Here is a 23607-nt window from a genome sequence, read left to right as displayed (position 1 = left end):
GTTACCTTTCGTGCCCCGGTACTGTTTGAGTACCACGAACATGCTGGTGCACACGGCGCGCCGTAGGCAATAAGGCACTTTTCGGTGCCCCGGTTCTCTGGAGGTAACCATGGACGCGGCACAGGGCGATCCACAGCCGGCGGCGCGGCCCAGCGACGCGTGCCGGACCCGGGTGGTGCTCGACATCGTCGGAGACAAGTGGTCGCTGCTGGTCGTGCGCAACCTCAGGGACGGACCGCGCCGTTTCACCGAGCTCAAAAGGGCCATCGAGGGAATCAGCCAGCGGATGCTCACCGTGAAGCTGCGCAGCCTGGAGCGGGACGGAATCCTGACCCGCACCGTCCACAACGTGATGCCGCCGCACGTCAGTTACGAGCTCACCGAGATGGGCATCACCCTGCGCGAGGCCACCGGGCCCCTGCTCGAATGGAGCGTCGCGCACCTCGCCCGTATCGACGACGCCCGCGCCGCCTACGACGCCCGCACGGATCCGCCGACGGCCTCGTAGCGGGACGGCGGGACGGCGGGACGGTCGTCACCCGGCAGACCCGCTTCCGAACGGACTTCCCGGCTCGCACGACCGGGGCCCGCGCCAGACCAGCGTGTAGCGCCAGAACAGCCGTCGGCGCAGTTGCGCGCCGGGCAGTACCCGGCGGGCGTCCCGAACGATGTCCGCGAAGGTCATGGTCGCCGGTCGGGTCCTGGCGGTCATTGAGGCCGGTCGCGGCGCCTTGCGGCCCTTGTTCTTCATCCAGGCCATGGCGACGTTCGACGGAATGGCGGCGGCGTCGATCAGGAAGTCGCTCCGGGAGGCGGGGCGGTAGACGCCGACGACCACCAGGGTTCCGCCGGGCGCCAGGTGCTGCCGGAAGCGGGCGAGGGCGTCACCGAACGGCATGTGGTGGATGGTGGCGACACAGGTGATGGCGTCATAGGGACCGTACTCCGCCTCCTTCGGCACGTCCGCCAGTACGTCTCCGGCAGTGAAGGTCACCGGGGCCGCGGGGTCCGTGAGTGCCCGCGCGCGATCGACGATGGCGGGGTCGACGTCGATACCGTGCACCGCCCCGGCCCGCGAAGCCAGGAGTCTGGCGAGGTCACCGCTGCCTGATCCGACGTCCAGGGCGCTGTTGAGACGTCTGGGCAGCCGGCGCAGGATCCACCGGTGGTAGTGGGCGTTGTGGTCCCAGGGGTGGGCGGAGTGGAACTGGTCGATCGCTCGCAGGACGCGGGGCATCAATGCCGTCATGGGGTGAGTCCATCAGCCCTCGATCGCCCGCGGAACCAGGCTTTCCCGATCACGGATCCGGTCTTGGGTCCGAGCACTGTTGCGAGCTCTGTTCCGAGCTCTGTTCCGAGCTCTGTTTCGATCACGAGTTGACACCCGCCGATCCGTGCATCACTCTTTCACTACTCAACTAGTGAAAGGGGGGTGGAAGCGTGATCGAGTTCCGCATCGACCGGCGCAGCGGTGTCTCGACGTATCTCCAGATCGCCCAGCAGACCAAACAGGCCCTGCGCCTGGGCCTGTTGCAGCCCGGTGACCAGCTGCCCACCGCACGCGCGGTGGTCGCGTCCACCGCCATCAACCCCAACACCGTCCTGAAGGCGTACCGCGAACTGGAACGCGAGGGGCTGGTCGAGGCCCGGCGCGGCATGGGCACCTTCATCCGCAAGTCGCTCGGGCACACCCCGCCCGCGGATTCCGCGCTGCGGGCCGAGCTGACCGAATGGGCCACCCGGGCCCGTACGGCCGGACTGGAGAAGGACGACGCGGCAGCGCTCTGCGCCTCCGTACTCGACGACTGCTTCCAGGACATCGCCACCACCGCCAGCTCTTCGGACACCACCGCTGCCCCGGACACCAGCACCCACACCCGCGCCACCACCGCCGCAGCCCGCTCCAAGGGGGACATGCACACATGACCGACACCGCCATCGAGGCCCACGGGCTCGGCAAGACGTACGGCAGACGGCGCGACTGGGCGCTGCGGGGCTGCTCCTTCCGGCTGCCCGCCGGGCGGGTCTGCGCACTCGTGGGCCCCAACGGCGCCGGCAAGTCGACGCTGCTCGCCCACACCGCGGGGCTGCTACGGCCCACCGAGGGCGCCGTGCAGGTGCTCGGGACGTCCCCCGCAGCCGCCCGCGAACGGATCGCCTTCGTCGCCCAGAGCAAGCCGCTGGTCGGGCAGTTGACCGTCGCGGAGACCCTGCGCATGGGGTACGAGCTGAACCCGGCCCGCTGGGACGCGGCAGCCGCCGAGCGGATCATCGCCGGAGGCAAGCTGAACCGGAACAACCCCATCCGTACGCTCTCCGGCGGCCAGCGCACCCGCGTCGCCCTCGCACTCGCCCTCGGCAAGCGGCCCGAACTGATGCTGCTCGACGAGCCGATGGCCGATCTCGACCCGCTCGCCCGGCACGAGCTGATGGGCGCCCTGATGTCCGAGGCCGCCGAGCACGGGACGACGATCGTGATGTCCTCCCATGTCCTGGCCGAACTCGACGGCGCCTGCGACTACTTGCTGCTGGTCGACACCGGACGGGTACGGCTGGGCGGCGAGACCGAGGACCTGCTCGCCGCCCACACCCTGCTGACCGGGCCGGTGGCCGCCCTCGACCCGCACACCGTCATCGAATCGCGCACCACAGGACGGCAAATGACGGCGCTGGTACGCCGGGACGGGCCGGTCTCGGGTGACTGGCAGACCATGGAACCGTCCCTGGAGGAGCTGCTCCTCGCCCATCTGCGGTCACCCGACGCACCCACCCTGCTGACACCGAGCGCCGAACACCGTACGGAGGCAAGGACATGAGCACCCTGCACCAGAACACCGACACCCCTGCCGTCAGCGAGACCGGCACCGCCGCCGGCACCGGCTCGCAGCGGCTGCGCGGCCCGTACTGGGTCGCCGCCCGGATGCACCGCTCCACCCTCCAGGGGGCCGCCGGGCTCCTCGTCCTGGCCGTGGTCCTGCTGATCGCGATCCGCCTGTGGGGCGGCGGCCTGGTGGGCGGGTACTGGACGGACGCCCGGCTGGTGGAGAACGCCGCATCGGTGATCGCGCTGCTCCCCCTTCTGGTCGTCGCCTTCGTGGCCGGACCGGTCGTCGCCCGTGAACTGGAGTCGGGCAGCCACCAGTTGCTGTGGACCCAGTCCGTCTCCCCGGTCCGCTGGTTCGCGGCGAAGCTCGCCGTGCCGACCGCGCTGGCCCTCGCCGGTTCGGTCGTCCTCGACGGCGTCTACCGCTGGGTCTGGAGCACCAGCAAGCACGCGGACCCGGCACTGCACTGGTACTCCGACAGCGTCTACCAGGCCATCGGCCCGATCGGCATCGCCACCGCCCTGCTCGTGGTCCCGCTCGGCGCCCTGACCGGCCTGCTGGTCCGCCGCACCGTGCCCGCGATCGTGACGAGCCTGATCGCCACCCTGGTCGTGTCCGGTGTGCTCGGGGCCGTACGCGGCAGCCTCTGGCCGGTCGTGACCGTCCGCACCGGCCTCGCCGAGGGCTACCCGGCGATGAACGGCATGGTCACCGCCGAGGGTGCCATCACCAACAGCGGCGCCCACGTCCCCGACCCGATCTGCGTGGACGACAAGCAGTGCCAGGCGGCCCACAACCTGGCGGGCTACTTCCGCTCCTCGCACCCCGTGTCCCAGTTCTGGCCGCTCCAGCTGGTCGAGACCGGCATCCTGCTGGCCCTGGCCGCCGTCCTGACCCTGGTGGTGTTCCGCATCGTGAAGCGGATGGCCGTCTGAGCGGCGGCGGAGCCCTGCGGCCGGTGCCCGCTCAGGCCGGTGCGTAGCGCTGGAGGGTGATCCCGCTCCGGAATGCCCTCGACTCCAGGAGCCGCAGCTGCGGGATCCCGTACCCCTCGGGGAAGAGACGGCGGCCGCGGCCCTGGACCACGGGGTGGACGAAGAAGCGGTACTCGTCCACCAGACCGGCCCTGATCAGCGTGTGCGCCAGGGTGATGCTGCCGGTGAGCACGATGTCCTTGCCGCCCTCCCGCCCCTTGAGCGCGGCCACCTCCTCGACCGGGTCGCCCTTCAGCACCGTCGAGTTCTCCCACCGCGGATCCGTGAGCGAGGCGGACACCACGTACTTCTGGACCCGGTTCAGATAGCCGGTGATGCCGGTGGTGTCGTCGGTCTGCTGCGGCCAGTAGCCGCGGAAGTCCTCGAAGGTCCGCCGGCCGACGAGCAGGGCGTCGGCGCGGCTGTCCTGCCGGTCGCTCTCCTCCATGACGTCGCTCATGTCGGGGGCGCCCTGGGCCTGCGGGTCGAACCAGTCCGTGAGCATCTCGACCGAGCCGTCGACGGTGACGTTCTCGGTGATGGCGAGGGTGCGCATACCGATCCTCCTGTACGCATGGATTACGGGATGGATTGCGGGCGGATACGGCGGTTACGGTGGATACGGCGGTCAGAGCGGTTACGGGTGGATGCTGCCGATCCGATCCGATCCTCCCGCGCATCGGGGCGGGGGCCTTCCCCGTACTGGTGCTGACCGCGCAGGAGGCGGAGAATCATCGGTGGCGGCCCCGGCACTCGCACCCGAACGGCATAGCGCCGCCTCCGGACGGCACAGCACCCGCCGCCCGGACGTCATGGCGCGCTTCCCGGACGTCATGTCCTCGTTACCCGTCATTAAGACGCGCTTGCGACCCTCACGGAATGCAACCCGTCACCGCGCCCGCCGACCCTCCCGCGCGGAACAATGGGCATATGAGCCAGCAGCCCAGTGCAGAGGTCCCGGTCAAGCACCTCCAGCCCTCCGTCGGTTCCATCGCAGCGCACCGTCCGCACACCGTCGCGGCAGCCGTTCCCGACCTGGATCCGGGCATCGACGCCGACGTCGACGCGTACGAGGAGTCCGCCGACGGCGCCGGCGCCGAGCTGCCGTCCGGCCGCTTCCTCGACCGGGAGCAGAGCTGGCTCGCCTTCAACGAACGGGTACTCGAACTGGCCGAGGATCCGGCGACCCCCCTCCTCGAACGGGCTAACTACCTCGCCATCTTCGCGAGCAACCTCGACGAGTTCTTCATGGTCCGGGTGGCCGGCCTCAAACGCCGTATCGCGACCGGTGTCGCCACCCGCTCCGCATCCGGCTTCCAGCCCCGCGAGGTGCTGGAGCAGATCTGGACCAGGTCGCGCGAGCTCATGGCCCGGCACGCCGCCTGCTACCAGCAGGACGTCTCGGCCGCGCTGGCCGACGAGAACATCCACCTGGTCCGCTGGGACGACCTGACCGACAAGGAGAAGGCCCGGCTCTTCACCTTCTTCCGGCAGCGGATCTTCCCCGTACTGACCCCGCTGGCCGTCGACCCCGCGCACCCCTTCCCGTACATCTCGGGGCTCTCGCTCAACCTCGCCGTGGTCGTCCGCAACCCGGTCAGCGGCCACCGGCACTTCGCCCGGGTCAAGGTGCCGCCGCTGCTCACCCGGTTCCTGGAGGCGTCGCCCCAGCGGTACGTGCCCGTCGAGGACATCATCGCGGCGCATCTGGAGGAGCTCTTCCCGGGGATGGAGGTGCTGGCGCACCACATGTTCCGGGTCACCAGGAACGAGGACCTGGAGGTCGAGGAGGACGACGCCGAGAACCTCCTCAAAGCCCTGGAGAAGGAGCTGATGCGGCGCCGCTTCGGGCCGCCCGTCCGGCTGGAGGTGGAGGAGTCCATCGACCCGTACATCCTCGACCTGCTGGTCCGGGAGCTGAAGGTCTCCGAGGCCGAGGTGTACCCGCTGCCCGGCCCGCTCGACCTCACCGGGCTCTTCGGCATAGCGACGCTGGACCGGCCCGAGCTGAAGTTCCCGCCGTTCATCGCGGGCACCCACCGCGACCTCGCCGAGGTCGAGTCCGCGTCGGCGCCCGACATCTTCGCCGCCCTGCGGGAACGGGACGTGCTGCTGCACCACCCGTACGACTCGTTCTCCACCTCCGTCCAGGCCTTCCTGGAGCAGGCGGCGGGCGACCCGGACGTACTCGCCATCAAGCAGACCCTGTACCGGACTTCGGGCGACTCACCGATCGTGGACGCCCTGATCGACGCGGCCGAATCCGGCAAGCAGGTGCTCGTCCTGGTCGAGATCAAGGCCCGCTTCGACGAGCAGGCCAACATCAAGTGGGCCAGGAAGCTGGAGGAGGCGGGCTGCCATGTCGTCTACGGCCTGGTGGGGCTGAAGACGCACTGCAAGCTCTCGCTCGTCGTACGGCAGGAGGGCGACACGCTGCGCCGCTACTCCCACGTCGGCACCGGCAACTACCACCCGAAGACGGCCAGGCTGTACGAGGACCTCGGGCTGCTCACCGCCGACCCGCAGGTCGGCGCGGACCTCTCCGACCTGTTCAACCGGCTCTCCGGCTACTCGCGGCGTGAGACCTACCGGCGGCTGCTCGTCGCCCCCAAGTCGCTGCGCGACGGCCTGGTCGCCCGGATCGACAAGGAGATCGCGCACCAGCGCGCGGGCCGCCCCGCCTACGTCCGCATCAAGGTCAACTCGATGGTCGACGAAGCGGTCATCGACGCCTGCTACCGGGCCGCGCAGGCCGGGGTGCCCGTCGACGTCTGGGTGCGCGGCATCTGCGCGATACGCCCCGGGGTCACCGGCCTCTCGGAGAACGTCCGGGTCCGGTCGATACTGGGCCGATTCCTCGAACACTCCCGGGTGTTCGCCTTCGGCAACGGCGGCGAGCCCGAAGTGTGGCTGGGCAGCTCCGACATGATGCACCGCAACCTCGACCGCAGGATCGAAGCACTGGTCCGCGTCACCGACCCGGCTCACCGCGCCGCGCTCAGCCGGCTCCTGGAGACCGGTATGTCCGACACCACGTCCTCCTGGCACCTGGGGGCCGACGGCAACTGGACGCGCCACGCGACCGATGCCGAAGGCCGGCCGCTGCGCCATGTGCAGGAAATGCTGATAGACGCCAGGAGGCGCCGTCGTGCGACCCCTTGATGCTCCGCTTGGTCTTCCGCTCGATGTTCCGCGTGACGTTCCCCGGAGGCGCAGTCGTGCCACGTCCTGACCCGACGGCGACCGCGGGCCAGCTCCTCGCCCGCTATCTGCACGACCAGGCCGCGGAGTTCCTGCGCAGCCTGCGCACGTACTCGGAAGGAGACGAGGAGGCCGCCCGCGTGCTGCGCCGGTCGGCCCGCCGCATCAGCGGCACCCTGCACACCTTCCGCGGCCACCTCGACGCGGCCTGGGCCGACCAGTTGCGGTCCGAACTGGCCTGGCTGTCCGGCACGTTGGCCCGCGAGCACGCGTACGCCGCGCGGCTGGCCCGGCTGCTCGAAGCGCTCGGCAGACTCTCGGACGGTACGGCTTCGCTGCCCGGCCCCCGCGACGGGACGGGCCGGCCCGCCGCGCTCGCCATGGGCGCCGCGCGCGCCGGCGCGCTCCTGGAACGGCAGCTGACCCTGGCCAGGACCCGCGCCCACTCGGCGGCGCTCCAGGCGCTGGGCTCCTCCCGCTTCCACGCGGTCGCGGACGCCGTCGCCCTGCTGGCGTCGGACGTGCCGTTCGCGCCCGCCGCGACCACGTACGCCACCGAGACCCTGCCGCCCGCGGCCGAGACGGCGGGCCGCAGACTCGCGGACGCGGTGGCGGCGCTGCCGCTGCACCGGGCCGCGCACCCGTACAACGCGGAGGGGCTGAGCGACGCCCAGGACGCCCCCTGGCACCAGGTCCGGCTGCTGCTGCGGCTGCACCGCTACGCACAGGAGGCCCTGACCGCGGGCCTGGACGACCGGCCGGGCCCCGACCTGCGGCTCTACGGCGCGGGCCAGGCACTCGACCAGCACCGCGAAGCCGCCGAGGCCGCGGGGGCGGCCGCATCGGCGGCCCGTACGCCCCGGATCGCCCCGGCGACGGCGTACGCACTGGGGGTGCTCCACGCCGACCAGCGCCACGAGGTCGAAGCCGCCCGCTACACCTTCCAGCAGGCCTGGCAGCGCACGGCGGTGAGCGCCCCGTGACCGGCAACGGCCTGGAGGGCACTGTCCGGGCGGCGGGGTGCGTGCTGTGGCGCCGCGCCCCGGCGGGCGGCCTGGAGATCTGTCTGGTCCACCGGCCGAAGTACGACGACTGGTCGCACCCGAAGGGCAAGCTGAAACCGGGCGAGGACCCCCTGGCCGCCGCACTGCGCGAGGTCCAGGAGGAGACCGGCCACGACTGCGCCCCCGGCGCCCGCCTCCCCACCGTGCGGTACCGGGCGAACGGCCGCCCCAAGGAGGTCAGCTACTGGGCCGCCGAGGCGACGGCCGGAGAGTTCACCCCGAACAGCGAGGTGGACCGGGTGCTGTGGCTTCCCCTGACGGCGGCCCGCGCCCGCCTCACCCAGCAGCGCGACCGGGAACTGGTCGACGCGCTGCACGCCGCGCTGCGCTGACGGCACCGGGCCGCACCGGGCCTCCGGAGGCCCGGGCTCAGCAGGCCGGACTTGGCAGGCCCGGACTCGGCAAGCCCGGAAACAGCGGGCTCGCAGCGGGCTCACAGCGGTGCCGCGGATGGGCCGCAGCAGCGCCGCGCAGCGGCCGGAAACAGCGGTGCCGCACAGCGGCACGGGGTGTACGAGGGGCGTACGGGGCCAGTGGCGGCGGACGCTGCGTCACTCCACGGTCACCCCGCGGTCGCCGCGGAGTGACCCGCCGAGCCCCGCACCCGGTCGTCCGCCGAGGTTCACTCTCCGTTCACTCACCCCCGTCGGCCACTTCACCTGATCTGCCTAATTTCGGCCTTACACGGTGCACGGCACCCCGCCGCACCGGTCACCTCTTCGCACGCCGCCGTACAACGAAACGAAACCCGGCGGCTCCTGGAAGGAACACCCGAAGTGAAGCTTCAGCAGCGCAAGACCCGGCTTCGCGCCGCCGCGCTCGGCGCCCTCGCCGTATCCGGCGCCCTGGTCCTCACGGCGTGCGGTTCGGACAACAACAGCGGCTCGACCGGAGGCACCGGCACCAAGACGAACGCCGCATCCAACGTCAAGTGCGACGGTGCGAAGGGCCAGCTGCGCGCCTCCGGTTCGAGCGCGCAGAAGAACGCGATGGACCTGTGGGCCAAGGGCTACATGGCCGCCTGTTCCGGCGTCGACATCAACTACAAGTCGTCCTCGTCCGGTGAGGGCATCGTCGCCTTCAACCAGGGCACGGTCGGCTACGCCGGTTCGGACTCGCCGCTGAAGCCCGCCGAGGTCGCGGACTCCAAGAAGGTCTGCAGCGGCGGCCGGGGCATCGACCTCCCGATGGTCGGCGGCCCCATCGCGGTCGGCTACCACCTGGAGGGCGTGGACAACCTGGTCCTCGACGCCCCCACGCTGGCGAAGATCTTCTCCGCGAAGATCAAGACCTGGAACGACCCGGCGATCAAGAAGCTCAACCCCGGCGCGAAGCTCCCGGCCAAGGCGATCCAGCCCTTCCACCGCGCCGAGGACTCCGGCACCACGGAGAACCTGGGCAAGTACCTGACCGCGGCGGCGCCCAATGACTGGAAGTACCCGGGCGGCAAGTCGTGGCCCGCGCCCGGTGGCCAGGCCGCTGCCGGTTCGGCCGGTGTCTCCCAGCAGGTGAAGCAGGTCGACGGCTCGATCGGTTACTTCGAGCTCTCGTACGCCACCTCGCAGAAGATCTCCACGGTCAAGATCGACACGGGCGCCAGCGCCCCCGCCGAAGCCACCTCCGAGAACGCCTCCAAGGCCATCGCGGCCGCCAAGGTCGTCGGCACCGGCTCCGACCTGTCGCTCAAGCTCGACTACACCACCAAGGCCGACGGCGCCTACCCGATCGTCCTGGTGACGTACGAGATCGTCTGTGACAAGGGCAACAAGGCCGACACCCTCGGCACCGTCAAGTCCTTCCTGAACTACACCTCGGGCGACGACGGCCAGAAGCAGCTCTCGACCGCCGGCTACGCGCCGATCCCGGCCGAGATCAACGCCAAGGTCCGCAAGACGCTCGCCACGATCTCCTAGGCGCCGGACACGCGGGACGACACCGCACGTTCCACAGGTCCCGCACGCTCCACACGCTTCACAGGTTCCACAGCAGTGACGGCATCCGGCCCGGAGCGCTCCTCCGGGCCGGCCACCGCCCCCCATCCGGTGCACCGCCGCCAGGGGAGCCGCGGCTCCCCCACACAGACCGGAAAGACCACCATGGCTACCACCACACAGATAGACACCCCTCCACCGGAAACCCCCCTCGACACCCCGTCCGGCCAGTCCACCGGCCGGCTGGGCGACCGGGTCTTCATGGGCCTCACCAGAGGCTCGGGCGTCCTGCTCCTCGTGGTGATGGCAGCGATCGCGGGGTTCCTCACCTACCGCGCCTCCATCGCCATCTCGAAGGACCAGGGCAACTTCCTCACGACGTTCGACTGGCTGCCCTCGCAGACACCGCCGGTCTTCGGCATCGCGGTCCTGCTCGTCGGCACCGTCATCAGCTCGGTCATCGCGATGGTCATCGCGGTCCCTGTCGCCGTCGGCATCGCGCTCTTCATCTCGCACTACGCGCCGCGCAGGCTGGCCACCACACTCGCGTACGTGGTGGACCTGCTGGCCGCGGTGCCGAGCATCATCTACGGCATCTGGGGCGCCCTGATCCTGGTGCCCTACCTCGGCGGCCTCAACGTCTGGCTCGACCAGTACTTCGGCTGGACGTACATCTTCGACCAGACGCAGCCCGGCGTCTCGCGGAACATGCTGACCGTGGGCATCCTGCTGGCGATCATGATCCTGCCGATCGTGACCAGCGTCAGCCGGGAGGTCTTCCTCCAGGTCCCGCGGATGAACGAGGAAGCCGCGCTGGCCCTCGGCGCCACCCGCTGGGAGGTCATCCGGCTCTCCGTGCTGCCGTTCGGACGCTCCGGTGTCATCTCGGCCTCGATGCTCGGCCTGGGCCGCGCGCTCGGCGAGACGATGGCCGTCGCCACGGTCCTCTCCCCCAGCTACGTGATGTCGCTGCACCTGCTCGACCCGGGCGGCGGCACCTTCGCCCAGAACATCGCGGCGAAGTTCGACGAGGCCAACCCGCTGGGGCGTGACGCCCTGATCGCGTCCGGTCTGGTCCTCTTCGTCCTGACCCTGCTCGTGAACGGCGCGGCCCGGCTGATCATCGCCCGCCGCAAGGAGTACTCGGGGGCCAACGCATGAGCGACACAGCCGTAGAGACCGGGCAGGAGCAGACCCCGCGCGTGCAGGGAACTCCGAGCCTCAGCGCACGCAGCCTCCCCCGCTGGGCTCCGGCCGGCTTCGCCGCCGCCGCGATCGTGATCGGTGTGGGCACCGGCACCGCCGCGGGACTCAGCAGCAAGGTCCAGTGGGGCCTGATCGCCGTCGTCGCCTTCCTCGCGCTCTCCTACGTCACCACCGCGCTGGTCGAGAACAAGCGCCAGGCCAAGGACCGCTTCGCCACCAGCATCATCTGGGTCTGCTTCATCCTGGCCGTCATCCCGCTGCTCTCGCTGCTCTGGACGACCGTCGGCCACGGGGTCAAGGACCTCAGCATCAACTTCCTCACCCACTCGATGGTCGGCGTCCTCTCATCCGACCAGGGCGGCGGCGTCTACCACGCACTGGTAGGCACCGTGGAGCAGGTCGGCATCGCCACGGTGATCGCCGTCCCGGTCGGCCTGCTGACCGCCGTCTACCTGGTGGAGTACGGCAAGGGCGCGCTGGCCAGGGCCGTGACGTTCTTCGTGGACGTCATGACCGGCATCCCGTCCATCGTCGCCGGCCTGTTCATCCTGTCGATCATGCTGATGACCGACACCGCGCCCTCGGGCCTGATGGGCTCGCTCGCGCTGACCATCCTGATGATGCCGGTCGTGGTCCGCTCCACCGAGGAGATGCTCAAGCTCGTCCCGAACGAGCTGCGCGAAGCCGCGCTGGCCCTCGGCGTACCGAAGTGGCGCATGATCCTCAAGGTCGTCCTGCCGACCGCGATCGGCGGTATCACCACCGGTGTGATGCTGGCCATCGCGCGCATCGCCGGGGAGACCGCGCCGATCATGCTGCTGGTGTTCGGCAGCCAGATGATCAACACCAACCCGTTCAAGGACGGCCAGTCCTCCCTGCCGTACTACATCTTCGAGCAGTACAAGCTCGGCGAGCCGCCCGCGATCGACCGGGCGTGGGCAGCGGCACTGGTGCTGATCGCCTTCGTCATGATCCTGAACCTCGTCGCCCGCGGCATAGCCCGCTGGAAGGCACCGAAGACCGGCCGCTGAGGCCGACGGAAGAAGCTGATTTTCATGGCCAAGCGAATCGACATCAGCGGCCTGACCGCGTACTACAGCTCCCACAAGGCCATCGAGGACATCTCGATGACCGTGGAACCCCGCTCGGTGACGGCCTTCATCGGCCCGTCCGGCTGCGGCAAGTCGACCTTCCTGCGCACCCTCAACCGGATGCACGAGGTCACCCCGGGCGGCCGCGTCGAGGGCAAGGTGATGCTGGACGACGAGAACCTGTATGGGAGCAACGTCGACCCCGTCGCCGTACGCCGTACGGTCGGCATGGTCTTCCAGCGCCCGAACCCCTTCCCGACCATGTCGATCTTCGACAACGTCGCGGCGGGCCTGCGCCTGAACGGCTCGTACCGCAAGAGCGAGCTGACCGACATCGTCGAGAAGTCGCTCCGGGGCGCCAACCTCTGGAACGAGGTCAAGGACCGCCTCAACAAGCCCGGCTCCGGGCTCTCCGGCGGCCAGCAGCAGCGGCTCTGCATCGCCCGCGCCATCGCGGTCGAACCGCAGGTCCTGCTGATGGACGAGCCGTGCTCCGCGCTCGACCCGATCTCCACCCTCGCCATCGAGGACCTGGTCGGCGAGCTGAAGGAGCGCTTCACGATCGTCATCGTGACGCACAACATGCAGCAGGCGGCGCGCGTCTCGGACCGCACGGCCTTCTTCAACCTCTCGGCGGTCGGCAAGCCGGGCCGTCTCATCGAGATCGACGAGACCGAACGGATCTTCTCGAACCCGTCAGTCCAGGCGACCGAGGACTACATCTCGGGGCGCTTCGGATAGACGCCACGGCTTGCGGTGCTGCATGGCGGTGCCACCGCAAGGCAGAAAGAGGGCCCGCCCCCCGTGGATTCCGGGGGGCGGGCCCTCTGCCGTACGGGCGTGCGCACGGCATCAGAAGATACGCACGGCGTCAGAAGATCAGCATGACGACCCAGTAGGCGAGGGCCGCGACGACCGCGGCGGCCGGCATGGTGATGAACCAGCCGAGCACGATGTTCTTGGCCACGCCCCAGCGCACCGCGCGCGGGCGCTTGGTCGCTCCCACACCCATGATCGCCGAGGTGATGACGTGCGTGGTCGAGATCGGCGCCTGGAAGAGGTACGACGAGCCGAACATGATCGCGGCGCCGGTGGTCTCCGCCGCGAAGCCCTGCGGCGGGTCCAGCTCGATGATCTTGCGGCCGAGGGTCCGCATGATGCGCCAGCCGCCCGCGTACGTACCGAGCGAGAGCATCAGCGCGCAGACCAGCTTGACCCAGACGGGGATCGCGTCGTTGAAGGTCTCGTGGCCCGAGATGACCAGGGCCATCATGACCACACCCATGGTCTTCTGCGCGTCCTGGAGACCGTGGCCGAGCGCCATACCCGCGGCGGAGACCGTCTGAGCTATACGGAATCCGCGCTTCGCCTTGTGCGGGTTGGCCTTGCGGAACAGCCACAGGATCGCGACCATCACCAGATAGCCGACCACCAGGCCGACGACCGGGGACAGGAACATCGGGATGACGATCTTCTCGACCACCCCGCTCCAGTGCACCATCGTGCCGCCCGCGAGCGCCGCGCCGACCAGTCCGCCGAACAGGGCGTGCGAGGACGAGGACGGCAGCCCGAAGTACCAGGTGATCAGGTTCCAGACGATCGCACCGACCAGTGCGGAGAAGAGGATGCCCATCCCCTTCTGCCCCGTGGGCGTGGCGATCAGCCCCTCACTGACGGTCTTGGCGACGCCGCTGCCCAGGAAGGCACCCGCGAGGTTCATCACAGCGGCCATCGCCAGGGCCGCACGCGGCGTCAGCGCCCGGGTGGACACCGAGGTCGCGATGGCGTTGGCGGAGTCGTGGAAGCCGTTCGTGTAGGTGAATCCGAGCGCGACAGCGATGGTCACGATCAGAGTGAAGGTGTCCACGAGGTTCAGGACTCCTTGACCGCGATGGTCTCCACCGTGTTGGCGACGTGCTCGAACGCGTCGGCCGCCTCTTCCAGCACATCCACGATCTGCTTGAGCTTCAGCACCTCCATGGCGTCGTACTTGCCATTGAAGAGGTGCGCGAGCAGCTTGCGGTGGATCTGGTCGGCCTGGTTCTCCAGCCGGTTGACCTCGATCCAGTACTCGGTCAGGTTGTTCATGGTCCGCAGGCTCGGCATCGCCTCAGCGGTCAGCACGGCCGCCCTGGACAGCACCTCGATCTGCTGCTCGACACCCTTGGGCAGCTCCTCGACCTGGTACAGCACGACCAGGTCGACGGCCTCCTCCATGAAGTCCATGATGTCGTCGAGACACGAGGCGAGGTTGTAGATGTCCTCGCGGTCGAACGGCGTGATGAAGGAGGAGTTGAGCTGGTGGAAGATCGCGTGAGTCGCGTCGTCCCCCGCGTGCTCCGCTGCCCGCATCCGCTCCGCGATCTCGACCCGGCCGGATGCGTCCGCGCCGAGCAGTTCCATGAGGAGCTTCGAGCCCGTGACGATGTTGTCCGCGGATGCGGCGAACATGTCGTAGAAACTCGTCTCCCTGGGGGTCAGACGAAAGCGCACGTGGGGTCCTCGGGGCTCTGGATTCGGTCAGGCTGATGCTAGGCGCATCATCCGGCCACGGCTAACCGGCGTTGTTCAGTGTCGCCCATGGGGCACAGTGATCAGCACGGGGCCCGCCCCGATTTTCGGAAGGATCGGTACTATATACCCACGAGGGGTATCAAGAACCTTTCTGGACAACGAGTCGCCATCATCACAACGGTTCCACAACGGGAGGACGCGATGACAACCACCGAGGCGGCCGGCGCGCCCGACCGTACGGGCCAGGAGCCGGGCACCGGGCCCGTCGCGCACGGCTACCACAAGCAGAAGGACGAACACCTCAAGCGGCTGCGCCGGATCGAGGGCCAGATCCGCGGGCTCCAGCGGCTCGTGGACGAGGACGTCTACTGCATCGACATACTCACCCAGGTATCGGCATCCACCAAGGCCCTGCAGTCCTTCGCGCTCCAGCTCCTGGAGGAGCACCTGCGGCACTGCGTGGCGGACGCCGCGGTCCGCGGCGGCGAGGAGGTCGACGCGAAGGTCGAGGAAGCCACCAAGGCGATCGCCCGACTCCTGCGCACCTGAGGCCGCCCGGCCCAGCGGTGGCACCCGTCGGGCGCGCGGTGGTGCGGCCGCGGCACGCGGTGGCTGAAAACCATCGGTCGCTACGGCCGGGGCGGCCGAGGCAGCCAAGGCGACCCGGGCAGCCGGGCAGTGCGGCCGGGGCTCCCTGCCCGGCCACACGGCGTCCTCCCGCTACGGGTCCGCTCAGCGTTCTCCCGCTACGGGGCCCGCTCAGCGTTCGTGTTCATGTCCACGTTCACGGTCCCGGCGGGCGCGGACGCACCCCTCCGGGTGCGCGGTCCGAGTGGACCGCGCGGTCCTCACCATCAGCACCTCGTCGATACGGGCCTGGCTGAGCCGCTCCTCCAGTGAAGCGGCGGCCGCGATCATCAACTCTCCGCACAGTTCGATCTCGACGAGGGCGATGCGGTCCTGGATGGTCAGCACTCCGGCCATGGCCATCACCCCTTTCTGAGCCGACTTCCCAGCGTAGGGAAACGCGCACACGCCGCGCATGGCACGGACGGACCATTTCCCACTGGTTCCTGACGGTTCCTACTCGACGGTTCCTACTCGACGGTTCCGGCGTAGATGTCAGCGAGGGGCGGCAGCGTCACGGCCACCGCTGCGCCGAAGTCGTAGAGCAGCGTCGTCGACGCCACCTGAACTGTCTGCCCCTTGTTGGCGAAGCTGAACATCTCGCGCACCTTGCGCAGCCGGCCCTGGGCGTCGAAGTAGGCGTCGAAGGGCACACCGGGGCCGGCGAACCCCTTCGCCGCCGCAGCCAGCACCGCCCTGACCTGCGGCGCCGCGTTCCGTGCGGCCACCGTCAGATCGGCGGTCCCCTTGTAGTGCCGCACCCGCGCCCCGGCCAGCTCCTCCGTACCGGCGTACGCCACCGCGCGCGCCCCGCGCAGCAGCTCGGCCGCGACCAGCGGATCGGTCGCCCCGTTGGTCACCAGATTCCCGTCGGAGAGCTTCTCCGGCTCGATCCGGACCCACTGGCCGGCGGGCACATTGGCGCCCCGGTTCTTCATGTAGACCGCAGCGGGCGTCAGGAGTTCGGTGATCGGCGGATGCTCCTCGGCCCCCGCGGCATCCGGGGGCAGGACGACCCGGAGCCGGCCGCTCCGCCGTCTGAAGTCGAAGCCACCGGTGCCCCGGATGGTCACCCGCGTACCGCCGGTCGCCATCGTCATGGCCGTCCTGGCCCGGGAGCTGCCGGCCCCGGCCAGCACGTGCGCGGCCTCCCGCAGCGCCTCAGGGCCGCCGTTCCGGTCGTCCGCCGACGCCCCGGCCCCGGCCGTACAGCCGGCGGCCCCCACCACCCCCACCAGCGCGAACGCCGCACCGGCGAGCGCCCTGGCCCTGCCTCTGTACTGCTCCACCATCGCCTGCCAACCCCCAACGCCCGGCCAGTAATCGTCCGCGCCCTCCTGCTCCGGATAACGACTTCCGTGAACCCCCGTCACGCCCCAGTACCGTGGACGGGTGCGCGACGACGACCCCCTGCGGAACACCCGGCAGCACGCCACCACGACCTCCGAACGCGGCTCCTTCTGCACGGCCCGCTGCGTCTGCGGCTGGGCCGGCCCGGCCCGCCGCTCACGCGAACGCGCCCGTACGGACGCGGCGGAGCACACGGCCGGGGCCTGAGACACCGGCCACCCCCATCGACCATCGAGCACCGGGCACCGGCACCGGCACCGGCACCGGGCACCGGGCACCGGGCACCGGGCACCGGGCACCGGGCACCGGGCAAACCCGACCGCCTGACGTACCGTCGGCCCGGCCGCCCGGCACCGCCGCCGCGGCCCGGTGAGCGAACGGGCTGTCACTCATGGAACCCGTACGCCCCGGCGGCACGTCTCGTACGCGGGAGGTCCACACATGCAACGCCGTACTCTGCTCGCCGCCATACCCGTCCTGGCCACCGCCGCCGCCTGCCGCAACACGAACAGTTCGGGCAATCCGCGCAGTTCAGACCAGAAGCCGCCGGGCTCCACGACCGCCTCGACCACCGCCGGCACCACGACCGGCAGCGCCCCGGCCGGCACAGCACGCTCCGGCTCCCTGCCGCGCGCGGCCGCAGACTGGACCGCGCTCGCCCACGGGCTCGACGGCAAACTCGTCCGCCCCGGCGACGCCGACTACCCCACGGCCCGTCAGCTCTACAACACCCGGTACGACGGCCTGAAGCCCGCGGCCGTCGCGTACATCGCGGGCGAGGACGACATCCGTGAGTGCCTCGCCTACGCGCGTGCGCACCGCATACCCGTCTCGATACGCAACGGCGGACACTCCTACGCCGGCTGGTCGTCCGGCAACGGCCGCCTCGTCATCGATGTGTCGAAGCTGTCCCAGGTATCCGCCGACGGCACGATCGGCGCGGGCGCCAAGCTGGTCGACATCTACGAGACCCTCGGCCGGAGTTCCCGCGCCATCCCCGGCGGCTCCTGCCCCACGGTCGGCATCTCGGGGCTCACCCTCGGCGGCGGCCACGGCGTCGCCTCCCGTGCGTACGGCCTGACCTGCGACAGCCTCACCTCCGCCACCCTGATCACGGCCGACGGCAAGCGCCTGACGGCCAGTGCCAAGGAGAACCAGGACCTGTTCTGGGCGCTGCGCGGCGCGGGCAACGGCAACTTCGGCGTCGTCACCTCCATGACCTTCCGTACGCACGCCGCACCGCAGACCGTCTCCGCCTATATGTCCTGGCCCTGGTCGAAGGCGCACGCGGTCATCGACGCCTGGCAGAAGTGGGGCCCCGACCAGGCCGACGAGATCTGGTCGTCGGCGCACCTGGAAGCGGCTTCGGGCGGCGGCACCCCGGGCGTCTCCGTCGCGGCGTTCTCGCTGGGCACGTACGGAGACCTCCAGAACGCGGTCGACCGCCTCGCCGACCAGGTGGGCGCCCCGGCCCGTTCCGTATCACTGCGCAGGCGCGGCTACGAGGACGCGATGCTCGTCTACGCGGGCTGCGCGAGCCTCAGCGAGGACCAGTGCCATCTGCCGGGCCCGACGCCCGGCCGCCGGACCGCGGGAACGCTGCGGCGCGAAACGTACGCCGCCGCTTCGGACTTCTACGACCGGACGCTCCCCGCGGCCGGCGTCGACGCCCTGCTGTCGAGTACCCAGGCCTTCACCGGCCTGAGCACCGGCCAGGGCGGGGGCTCGATCGCGCTCACCGCGCTGGGCGGTGCGATCAACCGGGTCTCCCCCTCGGCCACGGCGTTCGTGCACCGGCGTTCACGGGTGCTGGCCCAGTACATCGCGTCCTGGCAGCCCGGCACCGCGGGCACCGCCCAGCAGTCCTGGCTCAGGGACACGCACCGGGCGATGGGCCCGTACGCGTCGGGGGGCGCCTACCAGAACTACATCGACCCGAAGCTGACGGACTGGCGGACGGCGTACTACGGGGCGGGGGCGCCGAAGCTCGCCGGGCTCAAGAAGCAGTACGACCCGCAGCGGCTGTTCGACTTCCCGCAGGCGCTCTGACGTTGCCTGCGGGCACCGCTGTCCGATGGCACGCGCGGCGGCAGCTCACCTCGGCACGCCGACGGTTCTCACGCGAGCCCGGCGAACGTCACGCGCCGACCGTCTTGGACGCCGGATCCGCCACCGCCCGAGGCCCGCACCGGTGTACCCGCACGCCGCGCCCGCCGCGCCACCTGACAGCCCTGTCCGAGCCGGGGTAAACCCCCAGGCCGGGGGCAGGGACCAGGTGTAACCGACAACCACCCACACCAGAACCACGTTCGACACCACGATCAGCACCGACGCCGACAGCGGTGTGTGCCGACACCGGCCGGCAGAGAGGCGCGCATGGAGCGACGGACCGCACCGGAGCCCAGCGAGAGCCCCGCCCCGCCGTGGGTCCCCCGCCCGGTGCACCGCACGCGGTACCGCGCAGTGTCCGACGCCTGGTCACGCGGGAGTACCGCGCTGCGCCGCACCCCCGTCTCCATGTGGCACGACGACGTGTCCGACTGGGCCGCCGCCCTCACCTACTACTCGATCCTCGCGCTGGTCCCGGCGCTCCTGGTCACCATCTCCGTCATCGGCCTGGTCGCGCCCGCGACGACCGACGAAATCATCGCCGACGTCAGCGCCTGGGCCCCCGCCGAATCCGGCACCGCTCTGCACCATGCACTCAACCACCTGGCGGGCCGGCGCTCCGCCGCTCTGACGGTCCTGATCGGCGCTACCTTCAGCGCGCTGTGGTCCGCCTCCAGTTACCTGGCGGTCTTCCGCCGCGCTCTGCACTCCATGTACGCGGTCAAGGACGAACGCCCCGCTCTGAGCAAGGCGCACCGCATCGTGCTGACGGCCGTGGCCCTGCTCGGGCTGCTGGTGGTGAGCGCGCTCGTCCTGGTGCTCAGCGGCTCGCTGGCCACCTCACTGAGCCGCGCGCTGGGCCTGGGCAACGCGGGGGCCGACGTCTGGTACCTGCTCAAGTGGCCGACCTTGCTGTGCTGTGTGGCCCTGCTGGTCCTGCTCCTCTTCCGCTCGGGCCCACCCGTGGCCCGAGCGACCCACCGCGGCCTGCCCGGGGGAGTACTGGCCTCGCTGCTCTGGCTGACGGCGTCTGCGGGCTTCACGGCGTACGCGGCAGGATTCGGCACGTACAGCAGGCTGTACGGATCACTGGCTGGCGTAGTCGTGTTCATGGTCTGGCTCTGGGTCTCCAACCTGTCCCTGCTGGCAGGAGCCCAGTTCAACGCAGAACTGACGCGCTACGCCCGCGACTCGGCACCAGCCCAGCCGCGCGCAGCAGAATCAAGTGACGCCCGTCCAAGCCCGCCCGGCAACTGAGGGCCGGGGCCCGCGGCGGAGCCCCGAAACCCCGCACCCAGGAAGCCCGTCACGCAGCCCGGCGACCCGTAGCCGAACCTGTCACGCGGCCAGGTCGTTGCGCCCGGACTCCGACCGCGCCTCGGGAATCTCCACCGCGGCAGCCGCCACCGTCCGCACCCGCCGCGACCGCACCAGCACCCGCCCCCGCTCGGACCGCGCGACGGCCCGTACCAGCGGGGTCAGCAGCGCCATCGCGAACGGCGAGAGCAGCAGCGTCACCGCCGTCCCCAGCGCGAACCCGCCGACCACATCCGTCGGATAGTGCACGCCCATGAAGACCCGGCAGAACCCCTCGGCCAGCGCGAGCCCGATCGCGGCAAGCCCGAACTTCCGGTGCGCCACGAAGAGTCCGGCCCCGATCGCCATCGCCAGCGTCGCGTGATCGCTCACGAACGAGAAGTCGGTCTTGCCCTTCACCAGCACGTCGAGCCCCTGGTGCTCGACGAACGGCCGGGCCCGCGCGACGAATCCCCGGATCGGTACGTTCACCAGAACCGCGATCCCGGCGGCCAGCGGTGCCCAGATGATCCCGGCGACGGCCGTCACGGCCGACTCGGTGTCCGGCCGCTTGCGCACGCTCCACCAGCACCCCAGCACCAGCAGCACCACCACGAGCAGGATCCCGTACTCGCCGATGAACTCCATGGCCCGGTCCGCCCAGCCGGGGGCCGACTTCGCGAGGCCGTTGATGTCGTAGAGCAGCCGGACATCGGGGTTCGACCCATCACTTGCGAGCCCGGCCATTCGCTGCCCCTTGCCTTTGCCTTCGCTCCACTGCGCGGCGTACGTCCGTGTAAGCCGCTGTACCAACCCCCGCGGTCAGTGCGCACTCTTGTAGGTGTCCCGGACAAGGGAACGCCCGGCACACCCACGGCGTTCCGCTCTCTACCGAAAGATCACCAGGCCGTTATCGAAGAGTGACTCATCGTCGCAGCTCAGAGGGGCCGGTGTCACAGTGAGTTCAAGCCAGGCGACGGACGGTCTCAGGCTTTCGATCCGACTTTGGGGAGTGCTTTTGCGCCATCCTGGGTGACGCGCGTGGCCCCGAAGTAGTCCGGTGAGTCGATCTTGTCGAAGCGGATCACCGACCCGGTGTACGGCGCGTCGATCATGTAACCGCCGCCCACGTACAGCCCGACGTGGTGGATGGCACGGGAGTTGGAGAGGTCGTTCGAGAAGAACACCAGATCCCCCGGCAGCAGCTGGTCGCGGGACGGATGCTCCCCGGCGTTGTACTGGTCGTTGGCCACTCGCGGCAGCGTGATCCCGACACTGTGGTACGCGGCCTGCGTCAGCCCCGAGCAGTCGAACCGCCCGCCCTGCCCCGCGGTGCCGGTCCCGCCCCAGAGGTACGGCGTACCGAGCTTCTGCTGCGCGTAGTAGATGGCCGATGCGGCCTGCTGCGAGGGAGCCACCCCGTTGACCGGCCTGGCGAAGCTCTTCTCGAGGGTGCGGATGATCTTGACGTAGTTCTGCGTCTCCCGGTACGGCGGGACCCCGCCGTGCTGGATCACGGCGTACGAACCCGCGTTGTACGCGGCGAGCATGTTGTCGCTGACGTCACCGGGCACGTTCTTGACGTATTTGGCCAGTTCGCAGTCGTACGACGCGGCGGACGGAATCGCATCGGCCGGATCCCAGATGTCCTTCTTGCCGTCGCCGTTGCCGTCGACACCGTGCGTCGCCCAGGTGCCGGGAATGAACTGGGCCATCCCCTGCGCGTTCGCCGGGCTCTTGGCCGTCGGATCCCAGCCGCTCTCCTGGTACAACTGGGCAGCGAGCAGTGCCGGGTTGAGGGCGGGACAGAGGTTGCCCCACTTCTGCACGATCGACTGGTAGGCCGCCGGCACGGCGCCCTTGGCCAGCGCGACGGTGGAACCGGTGCTCTCGATTCCGGCCGCGGCGGAGTACGTGCCGACGACGAGCAGGCCGATGAAGCCCAGACTCGCCCCGAACCCGATCCCGCCCATGACCAAGACTTTGCGCATCCCTCAACCTTCCCCCATTCGGACCCGGTTCACCGCCTACTTCACTCGGAAGCCCGAACAGCTGATGCTGGCGTAGTCCGTTGGGGTTGATTTGACGTGATAGAAGACGACTGTCCAGTCACCGGGGTCGGCCGAAACCGGGATGCTGTCCTCGACGCTCCCCCGCACGGGGTGGTTCTCGAAGTCGTCCGGGTAGGTCAGCGTGACGTAACCACCGGTCTTCCAGTGCGCGTAGGCGTCCAGGGGCTTGCTCGTATAGCCGACGGACTTGTTCATCGGGGAGATCGACTTCGAGAACGGCTTGCCCGTGCCGGGGTCGATCTCGTCCGGGGACTTGACCCCGACGGAGACGTAGTAGGGCGCGCCGTCCGGCTTCTTGCCGCCGATGTCCGCGTACTTGAAGCGGAACTCGATCTTCGCCTTGTCCGTCACATAGGGGTCCGACTCGGAGCTCGCGTTGGTGACGGAAGTCTGGAACTCCGCGGGGGTGTCCGACTCACCGCCGAACGTCCGGCACTGGCCCACGCCATAGGCCCCGTCCGGCCCCTTGGAGAGCGCCCAGCTGTCCAGGGAGACCCGGTTGTCGGCGATGTACGTGGGCACCTTGCCCGACGGCGTACCCGACCCCTTGTCGGCTGCCGGGCCCGACCCCTTGCCGGACGGCCTGCCTGATCCGGTGTCCGACGCGGCGGGGGAACCGCTGGAACCGTTCCCGCCCGGCATCAGCCGCACGGCCACGAAGACCCCCGCCGCGACGGCGATGACCTCGGTGAGAGAGGGGCGGGCCGCCGGGTCCTTCGCCACACAGCGGCCGATCAGCTCGGCCAGCTCCGGCTCGACGCCGTCCAGGTCGATGTCCTCGTGCACCACCCGGTAGCCGATCCCGGCCGGCTGCCCGCCCCCGAACGGCGCGCGCCCGGTCGCCGCGTACGCCATCGTCGAGCCCAGCGCGAAGACATCGGCTGCCGGTCCGACCTGATTCGTCATCAGGACCTCGGGCGCGGCGAATCCGGGGGTCCCGGGCGCGAGCCCCGCGAACACTCCACGGCAGGTCGCCACCGGGAACGGCCCACGCCTGCGTACGGCATGACCGAGCGTCGGGCCGGAGACGCACTCGGTCGCCAGCCAGTACGGCGGCGCGGTCAGCGAGGCGTCGATCAGGTTCGCGGTGTACGCGCTGCGCACGGCCCGTACGGTCTCGACCTCACGGCGGAAGCGGCCGAGCGCCTCGGGGTGGTCGGCGATCTCGTCCCGGATGACCTTGATCGCGACCAGCCGCCCACCGGGCGAACGCCCCAGATAGACCTGGCCCATACCCCCCGCCCCGAGCCTGGCGAGCAGCGCGTGCGCGCCTATCCGCAGCGGGTCCTGAGGTCTGAGTGCTTCCACTGGCCCAACTGTTTCAGCACCGCCCAGCACGATCAAGGG

24 protein-coding genes are annotated in these 23607 nt (G+C 70.1%); 15 read left to right on the top strand and 9 right to left on the bottom strand.

Annotated features, from left to right (window positions below; translation table 11 throughout):
• The first annotated feature begins 109 nt into the window (after window positions 1-109).
• Entirely contained in the window at window positions 110-508 is a 399-nt protein-coding gene (locus tag OG210_RS15700) for a helix-turn-helix domain-containing protein (RefSeq protein WP_328328541.1), read from the top strand.
• A 27-nt stretch (window positions 509-535) separates the two neighbouring features.
• Here the strand turns inward: OG210_RS15700 and OG210_RS15695 are convergent, their stop codons facing one another.
• The gene (locus tag OG210_RS15695; RefSeq protein ID WP_328328543.1) at window positions 536-1249 is read right to left on the bottom strand and encodes a class I SAM-dependent methyltransferase; all 714 of its coding nucleotides are present in this window, start codon (window positions 1247-1249) and stop codon (window positions 536-538) included.
• Window positions 1250-1440: 191 nt separating this feature from the next.
• Here OG210_RS15695 and OG210_RS15690 point away from each other — a divergent pair, with 191 nt between their 5' ends.
• The 3 genes from OG210_RS15690 to OG210_RS15680 are packed head-to-tail and all read left to right on the top strand — an operon-like array spanning window position 1441 to window position 3760.
• A complete protein-coding gene (locus tag OG210_RS15690) occupies window positions 1441-1926 on the top strand; it encodes a GntR family transcriptional regulator (protein WP_328328545.1) in 486 nt (161 codons plus the stop codon).
• A complete protein-coding gene (locus tag OG210_RS15685; protein WP_328328547.1) occupies window positions 1923-2816 on the top strand; it encodes an ABC transporter ATP-binding protein in 894 nt (297 codons plus the stop codon). The genes OG210_RS15690 and OG210_RS15685 overlap by 4 nt, the downstream gene beginning before the upstream one ends.
• The gene (locus tag OG210_RS15680; protein WP_371537114.1) at window positions 2813-3760 is read left to right on the top strand and encodes an ABC transporter permease; all 948 of its coding nucleotides are present in this window, start codon (window positions 2813-2815) and stop codon (window positions 3758-3760) included. Before OG210_RS15685 ends, OG210_RS15680 begins: the two co-directional genes overlap by 4 nt.
• A 31-nt stretch (window positions 3761-3791) precedes the next feature.
• On the opposite strand, the gene OG210_RS15675 is transcribed toward OG210_RS15680, so the two are convergent.
• Window positions 3792-4355 carry a dihydrofolate reductase family protein gene (locus tag OG210_RS15675; RefSeq protein ID WP_371537111.1) on the bottom strand — a complete coding sequence of 188 codons (564 nt, stop codon included), beginning with the start codon at window positions 4353-4355 and terminating at the stop codon, window positions 3792-3794.
• A gap of 374 nt (window positions 4356-4729) precedes the next feature.
• Between OG210_RS15675 and OG210_RS15670 the strand changes: the two genes are divergently transcribed.
• The 7 genes from OG210_RS15670 (at window position 4730) to pstB (ending at window position 13033) form a co-directional block, all read left to right on the top strand.
• A complete protein-coding gene (locus tag OG210_RS15670; protein WP_328328553.1) occupies window positions 4730-6961 on the top strand; it encodes an RNA degradosome polyphosphate kinase in 2232 nt (743 codons plus the stop codon).
• A gap of 56 nt (window positions 6962-7017) precedes the next feature.
• A complete protein-coding gene (locus tag OG210_RS15665) occupies window positions 7018-7983 on the top strand; it encodes a CHAD domain-containing protein (protein ID WP_371537108.1) in 966 nt (321 codons plus the stop codon).
• An 11-nt stretch (window positions 7984-7994) separates the two neighbouring features.
• Window positions 7995-8396 carry an NUDIX hydrolase gene (locus OG210_RS15660; RefSeq protein ID WP_328335503.1) on the top strand — a complete coding sequence of 134 codons (402 nt, stop codon included), beginning with the start codon at window positions 7995-7997 and terminating at the stop codon, window positions 8394-8396.
• A gap of 444 nt (window positions 8397-8840) precedes the next feature.
• Window positions 8841-9977 carry a phosphate ABC transporter substrate-binding protein PstS gene (gene pstS, locus OG210_RS15655; protein WP_328328557.1) on the top strand — a complete coding sequence of 379 codons (1137 nt, stop codon included), beginning with the start codon at window positions 8841-8843 and terminating at the stop codon, window positions 9975-9977.
• A 183-nt stretch (window positions 9978-10160) separates the two neighbouring features.
• Complete coding sequence (gene pstC, locus OG210_RS15650; protein WP_328328559.1) at window positions 10161-11156, top strand: phosphate ABC transporter permease subunit PstC; 996 nt, start codon at window positions 10161-10163, stop codon at window positions 11154-11156.
• Window positions 11153-12232, top strand: a complete 1080-nt coding sequence (gene pstA / locus OG210_RS15645; protein WP_328328561.1) for a phosphate ABC transporter permease PstA — start codon at window positions 11153-11155, stop codon at window positions 12230-12232. Before pstC ends, pstA begins: the two co-directional genes overlap by 4 nt.
• 24 nt (window positions 12233-12256) lie before the next feature.
• Window positions 12257-13033 carry a phosphate ABC transporter ATP-binding protein PstB gene (gene pstB, locus OG210_RS15640; RefSeq protein ID WP_328328563.1) on the top strand — a complete coding sequence of 259 codons (777 nt, stop codon included), beginning with the start codon at window positions 12257-12259 and terminating at the stop codon, window positions 13031-13033.
• A gap of 130 nt (window positions 13034-13163) precedes the next feature.
• Here pstB and OG210_RS15635 read toward each other — a convergent pair whose 3' ends face one another.
• A complete protein-coding gene (locus OG210_RS15635) occupies window positions 13164-14159 on the bottom strand; it encodes an inorganic phosphate transporter (protein ID WP_328328565.1) in 996 nt (331 codons plus the stop codon).
• Window positions 14160-14164: 5 nt separating this feature from the next.
• A complete protein-coding gene (locus OG210_RS15630; protein WP_328328567.1) occupies window positions 14165-14785 on the bottom strand; it encodes a DUF47 family protein in 621 nt (206 codons plus the stop codon).
• A 222-nt stretch (window positions 14786-15007) separates the two neighbouring features.
• On the opposite strand from OG210_RS15630, the gene OG210_RS15625 reads away from it, so the two are divergent.
• Window positions 15008-15355: a metal-sensitive transcriptional regulator gene (locus OG210_RS15625; RefSeq protein WP_371537103.1), complete on the top strand. Its 348-nt coding sequence runs from the start codon at window positions 15008-15010 to the stop codon at window positions 15353-15355.
• A gap of 210 nt (window positions 15356-15565) precedes the next feature.
• Here the strand turns inward: OG210_RS15625 and OG210_RS15620 are convergent, their stop codons facing one another.
• Window positions 15566-15796, bottom strand: coding sequence for a hypothetical protein (locus OG210_RS15620; protein WP_371537100.1), 231 nt, complete (start codon window positions 15794-15796; stop codon window positions 15566-15568).
• A gap of 107 nt (window positions 15797-15903) precedes the next feature.
• Window positions 15904-16725 (bottom strand): hypothetical protein, encoded by an 822-nt coding sequence (locus OG210_RS15615; RefSeq protein ID WP_371537097.1) that lies wholly within the window; start codon window positions 16723-16725, stop codon window positions 15904-15906.
• A gap of 100 nt (window positions 16726-16825) precedes the next feature.
• On the opposite strand from OG210_RS15615, the gene OG210_RS15610 reads away from it, so the two are divergent.
• From OG210_RS15610 to OG210_RS15600, 3 genes are all read left to right on the top strand, one after another.
• A complete protein-coding gene (locus tag OG210_RS15610) occupies window positions 16826-16990 on the top strand; it encodes a hypothetical protein (protein WP_371537094.1) in 165 nt (54 codons plus the stop codon).
• A gap of 234 nt (window positions 16991-17224) precedes the next feature.
• Window positions 17225-18832 carry an FAD-binding oxidoreductase gene (locus OG210_RS15605; RefSeq protein WP_371537091.1) on the top strand — a complete coding sequence of 536 codons (1608 nt, stop codon included), beginning with the start codon at window positions 17225-17227 and terminating at the stop codon, window positions 18830-18832.
• A 327-nt stretch (window positions 18833-19159) separates the two neighbouring features.
• Window positions 19160-20149, top strand: a complete 990-nt coding sequence (locus OG210_RS15600; RefSeq protein ID WP_371537088.1) for a YihY/virulence factor BrkB family protein — start codon at window positions 19160-19162, stop codon at window positions 20147-20149.
• A gap of 81 nt (window positions 20150-20230) precedes the next feature.
• On the opposite strand, the gene OG210_RS15595 is transcribed toward OG210_RS15600, so the two are convergent.
• The 3 genes from OG210_RS15595 to OG210_RS15585 form a co-directional block, all read right to left on the bottom strand.
• Entirely contained in the window at window positions 20231-20935 is a 705-nt protein-coding gene (locus OG210_RS15595; protein ID WP_371537085.1) for a phosphatase PAP2 family protein, read from the bottom strand.
• Between the two features lie 239 nt (window positions 20936-21174).
• Window positions 21175-22179, bottom strand: a complete 1005-nt coding sequence (locus OG210_RS15590) for a bifunctional lytic transglycosylase/C40 family peptidase (protein ID WP_328328581.1) — start codon at window positions 22177-22179, stop codon at window positions 21175-21177.
• A 36-nt stretch (window positions 22180-22215) separates the two neighbouring features.
• On the bottom strand, window positions 22216-23568 hold the full coding sequence (locus tag OG210_RS15585) for a serine/threonine-protein kinase (RefSeq protein WP_371537082.1): 1353 nt from the start codon (window positions 23566-23568) through the stop codon (window positions 22216-22218).
• Between the last annotated feature and the right edge of the window lie 39 nt (window positions 23569-23607).

The organism is Streptomyces sp. NBC_00466, assembly GCF_041433995.1.
Taxonomy (GTDB): domain Bacteria; phylum Actinomycetota; class Actinomycetes; order Streptomycetales; family Streptomycetaceae; genus Streptomyces.
Note: the sequence above shows the minus strand (reverse complement) of the source record. Positions and strands in the feature narration are given on the sequence as shown.

What these genes read in the sequence shown, in the direction of transcription:
- OG210_RS15600 (WP_371537088.1), top strand. Translation starts at nt 19,160, where the DNA reads ATGGAGCGACGGACCGCACCGGAGCCCAGCGAGAGCCCCGCCCCGCCG.
- OG210_RS15685 (WP_328328547.1), top strand. Translation starts at nt 1,923, where the DNA reads ATGACCGACACCGCCATCGAGGCCCACGGGCTCGGCAAGACGTACGGC.
- pstA (WP_328328561.1), top strand. Translation starts at nt 11,153, where the DNA reads ATGAGCGACACAGCCGTAGAGACCGGGCAGGAGCAGACCCCGCGCGTG.
- pstC (WP_328328559.1), top strand. Translation starts at nt 10,161, where the DNA reads ATGGCTACCACCACACAGATAGACACCCCTCCACCGGAAACCCCCCTC.
- OG210_RS15625 (WP_371537103.1), top strand. Translation starts at nt 15,008, where the DNA reads ATGACAACCACCGAGGCGGCCGGCGCGCCCGACCGTACGGGCCAGGAG.
- OG210_RS15695 (WP_328328543.1), bottom strand. Translation starts at nt 1,249, where the DNA reads ATGACGGCATTGATGCCCCGCGTCCTGCGAGCGATCGACCAGTTCCAC.
- OG210_RS15590 (WP_328328581.1), bottom strand. Translation starts at nt 22,179, where the DNA reads ATGCGCAAAGTCTTGGTCATGGGCGGGATCGGGTTCGGGGCGAGTCTG.
- OG210_RS15605 (WP_371537091.1), top strand. Translation starts at nt 17,225, where the DNA reads ATGCAACGCCGTACTCTGCTCGCCGCCATACCCGTCCTGGCCACCGCC.
- pstB (WP_328328563.1), top strand. Translation starts at nt 12,257, where the DNA reads ATGGCCAAGCGAATCGACATCAGCGGCCTGACCGCGTACTACAGCTCC.
- OG210_RS15595 (WP_371537085.1), bottom strand. Translation starts at nt 20,935, where the DNA reads ATGGCCGGGCTCGCAAGTGATGGGTCGAACCCCGATGTCCGGCTGCTC.
- OG210_RS15680 (WP_371537114.1), top strand. Translation starts at nt 2,813, where the DNA reads ATGAGCACCCTGCACCAGAACACCGACACCCCTGCCGTCAGCGAGACC.
- OG210_RS15670 (WP_328328553.1), top strand. Translation starts at nt 4,730, where the DNA reads ATGAGCCAGCAGCCCAGTGCAGAGGTCCCGGTCAAGCACCTCCAGCCC.
- OG210_RS15700 (WP_328328541.1), top strand. Translation starts at nt 110, where the DNA reads ATGGACGCGGCACAGGGCGATCCACAGCCGGCGGCGCGGCCCAGCGAC.
- OG210_RS15620 (WP_371537100.1), bottom strand. Translation starts at nt 15,796, where the DNA reads ATGGCCATGGCCGGAGTGCTGACCATCCAGGACCGCATCGCCCTCGTC.
- OG210_RS15675 (WP_371537111.1), bottom strand. Translation starts at nt 4,355, where the DNA reads ATGCGCACCCTCGCCATCACCGAGAACGTCACCGTCGACGGCTCGGTC.
- OG210_RS15615 (WP_371537097.1), bottom strand. Translation starts at nt 16,725, where the DNA reads ATGGTGGAGCAGTACAGAGGCAGGGCCAGGGCGCTCGCCGGTGCGGCG.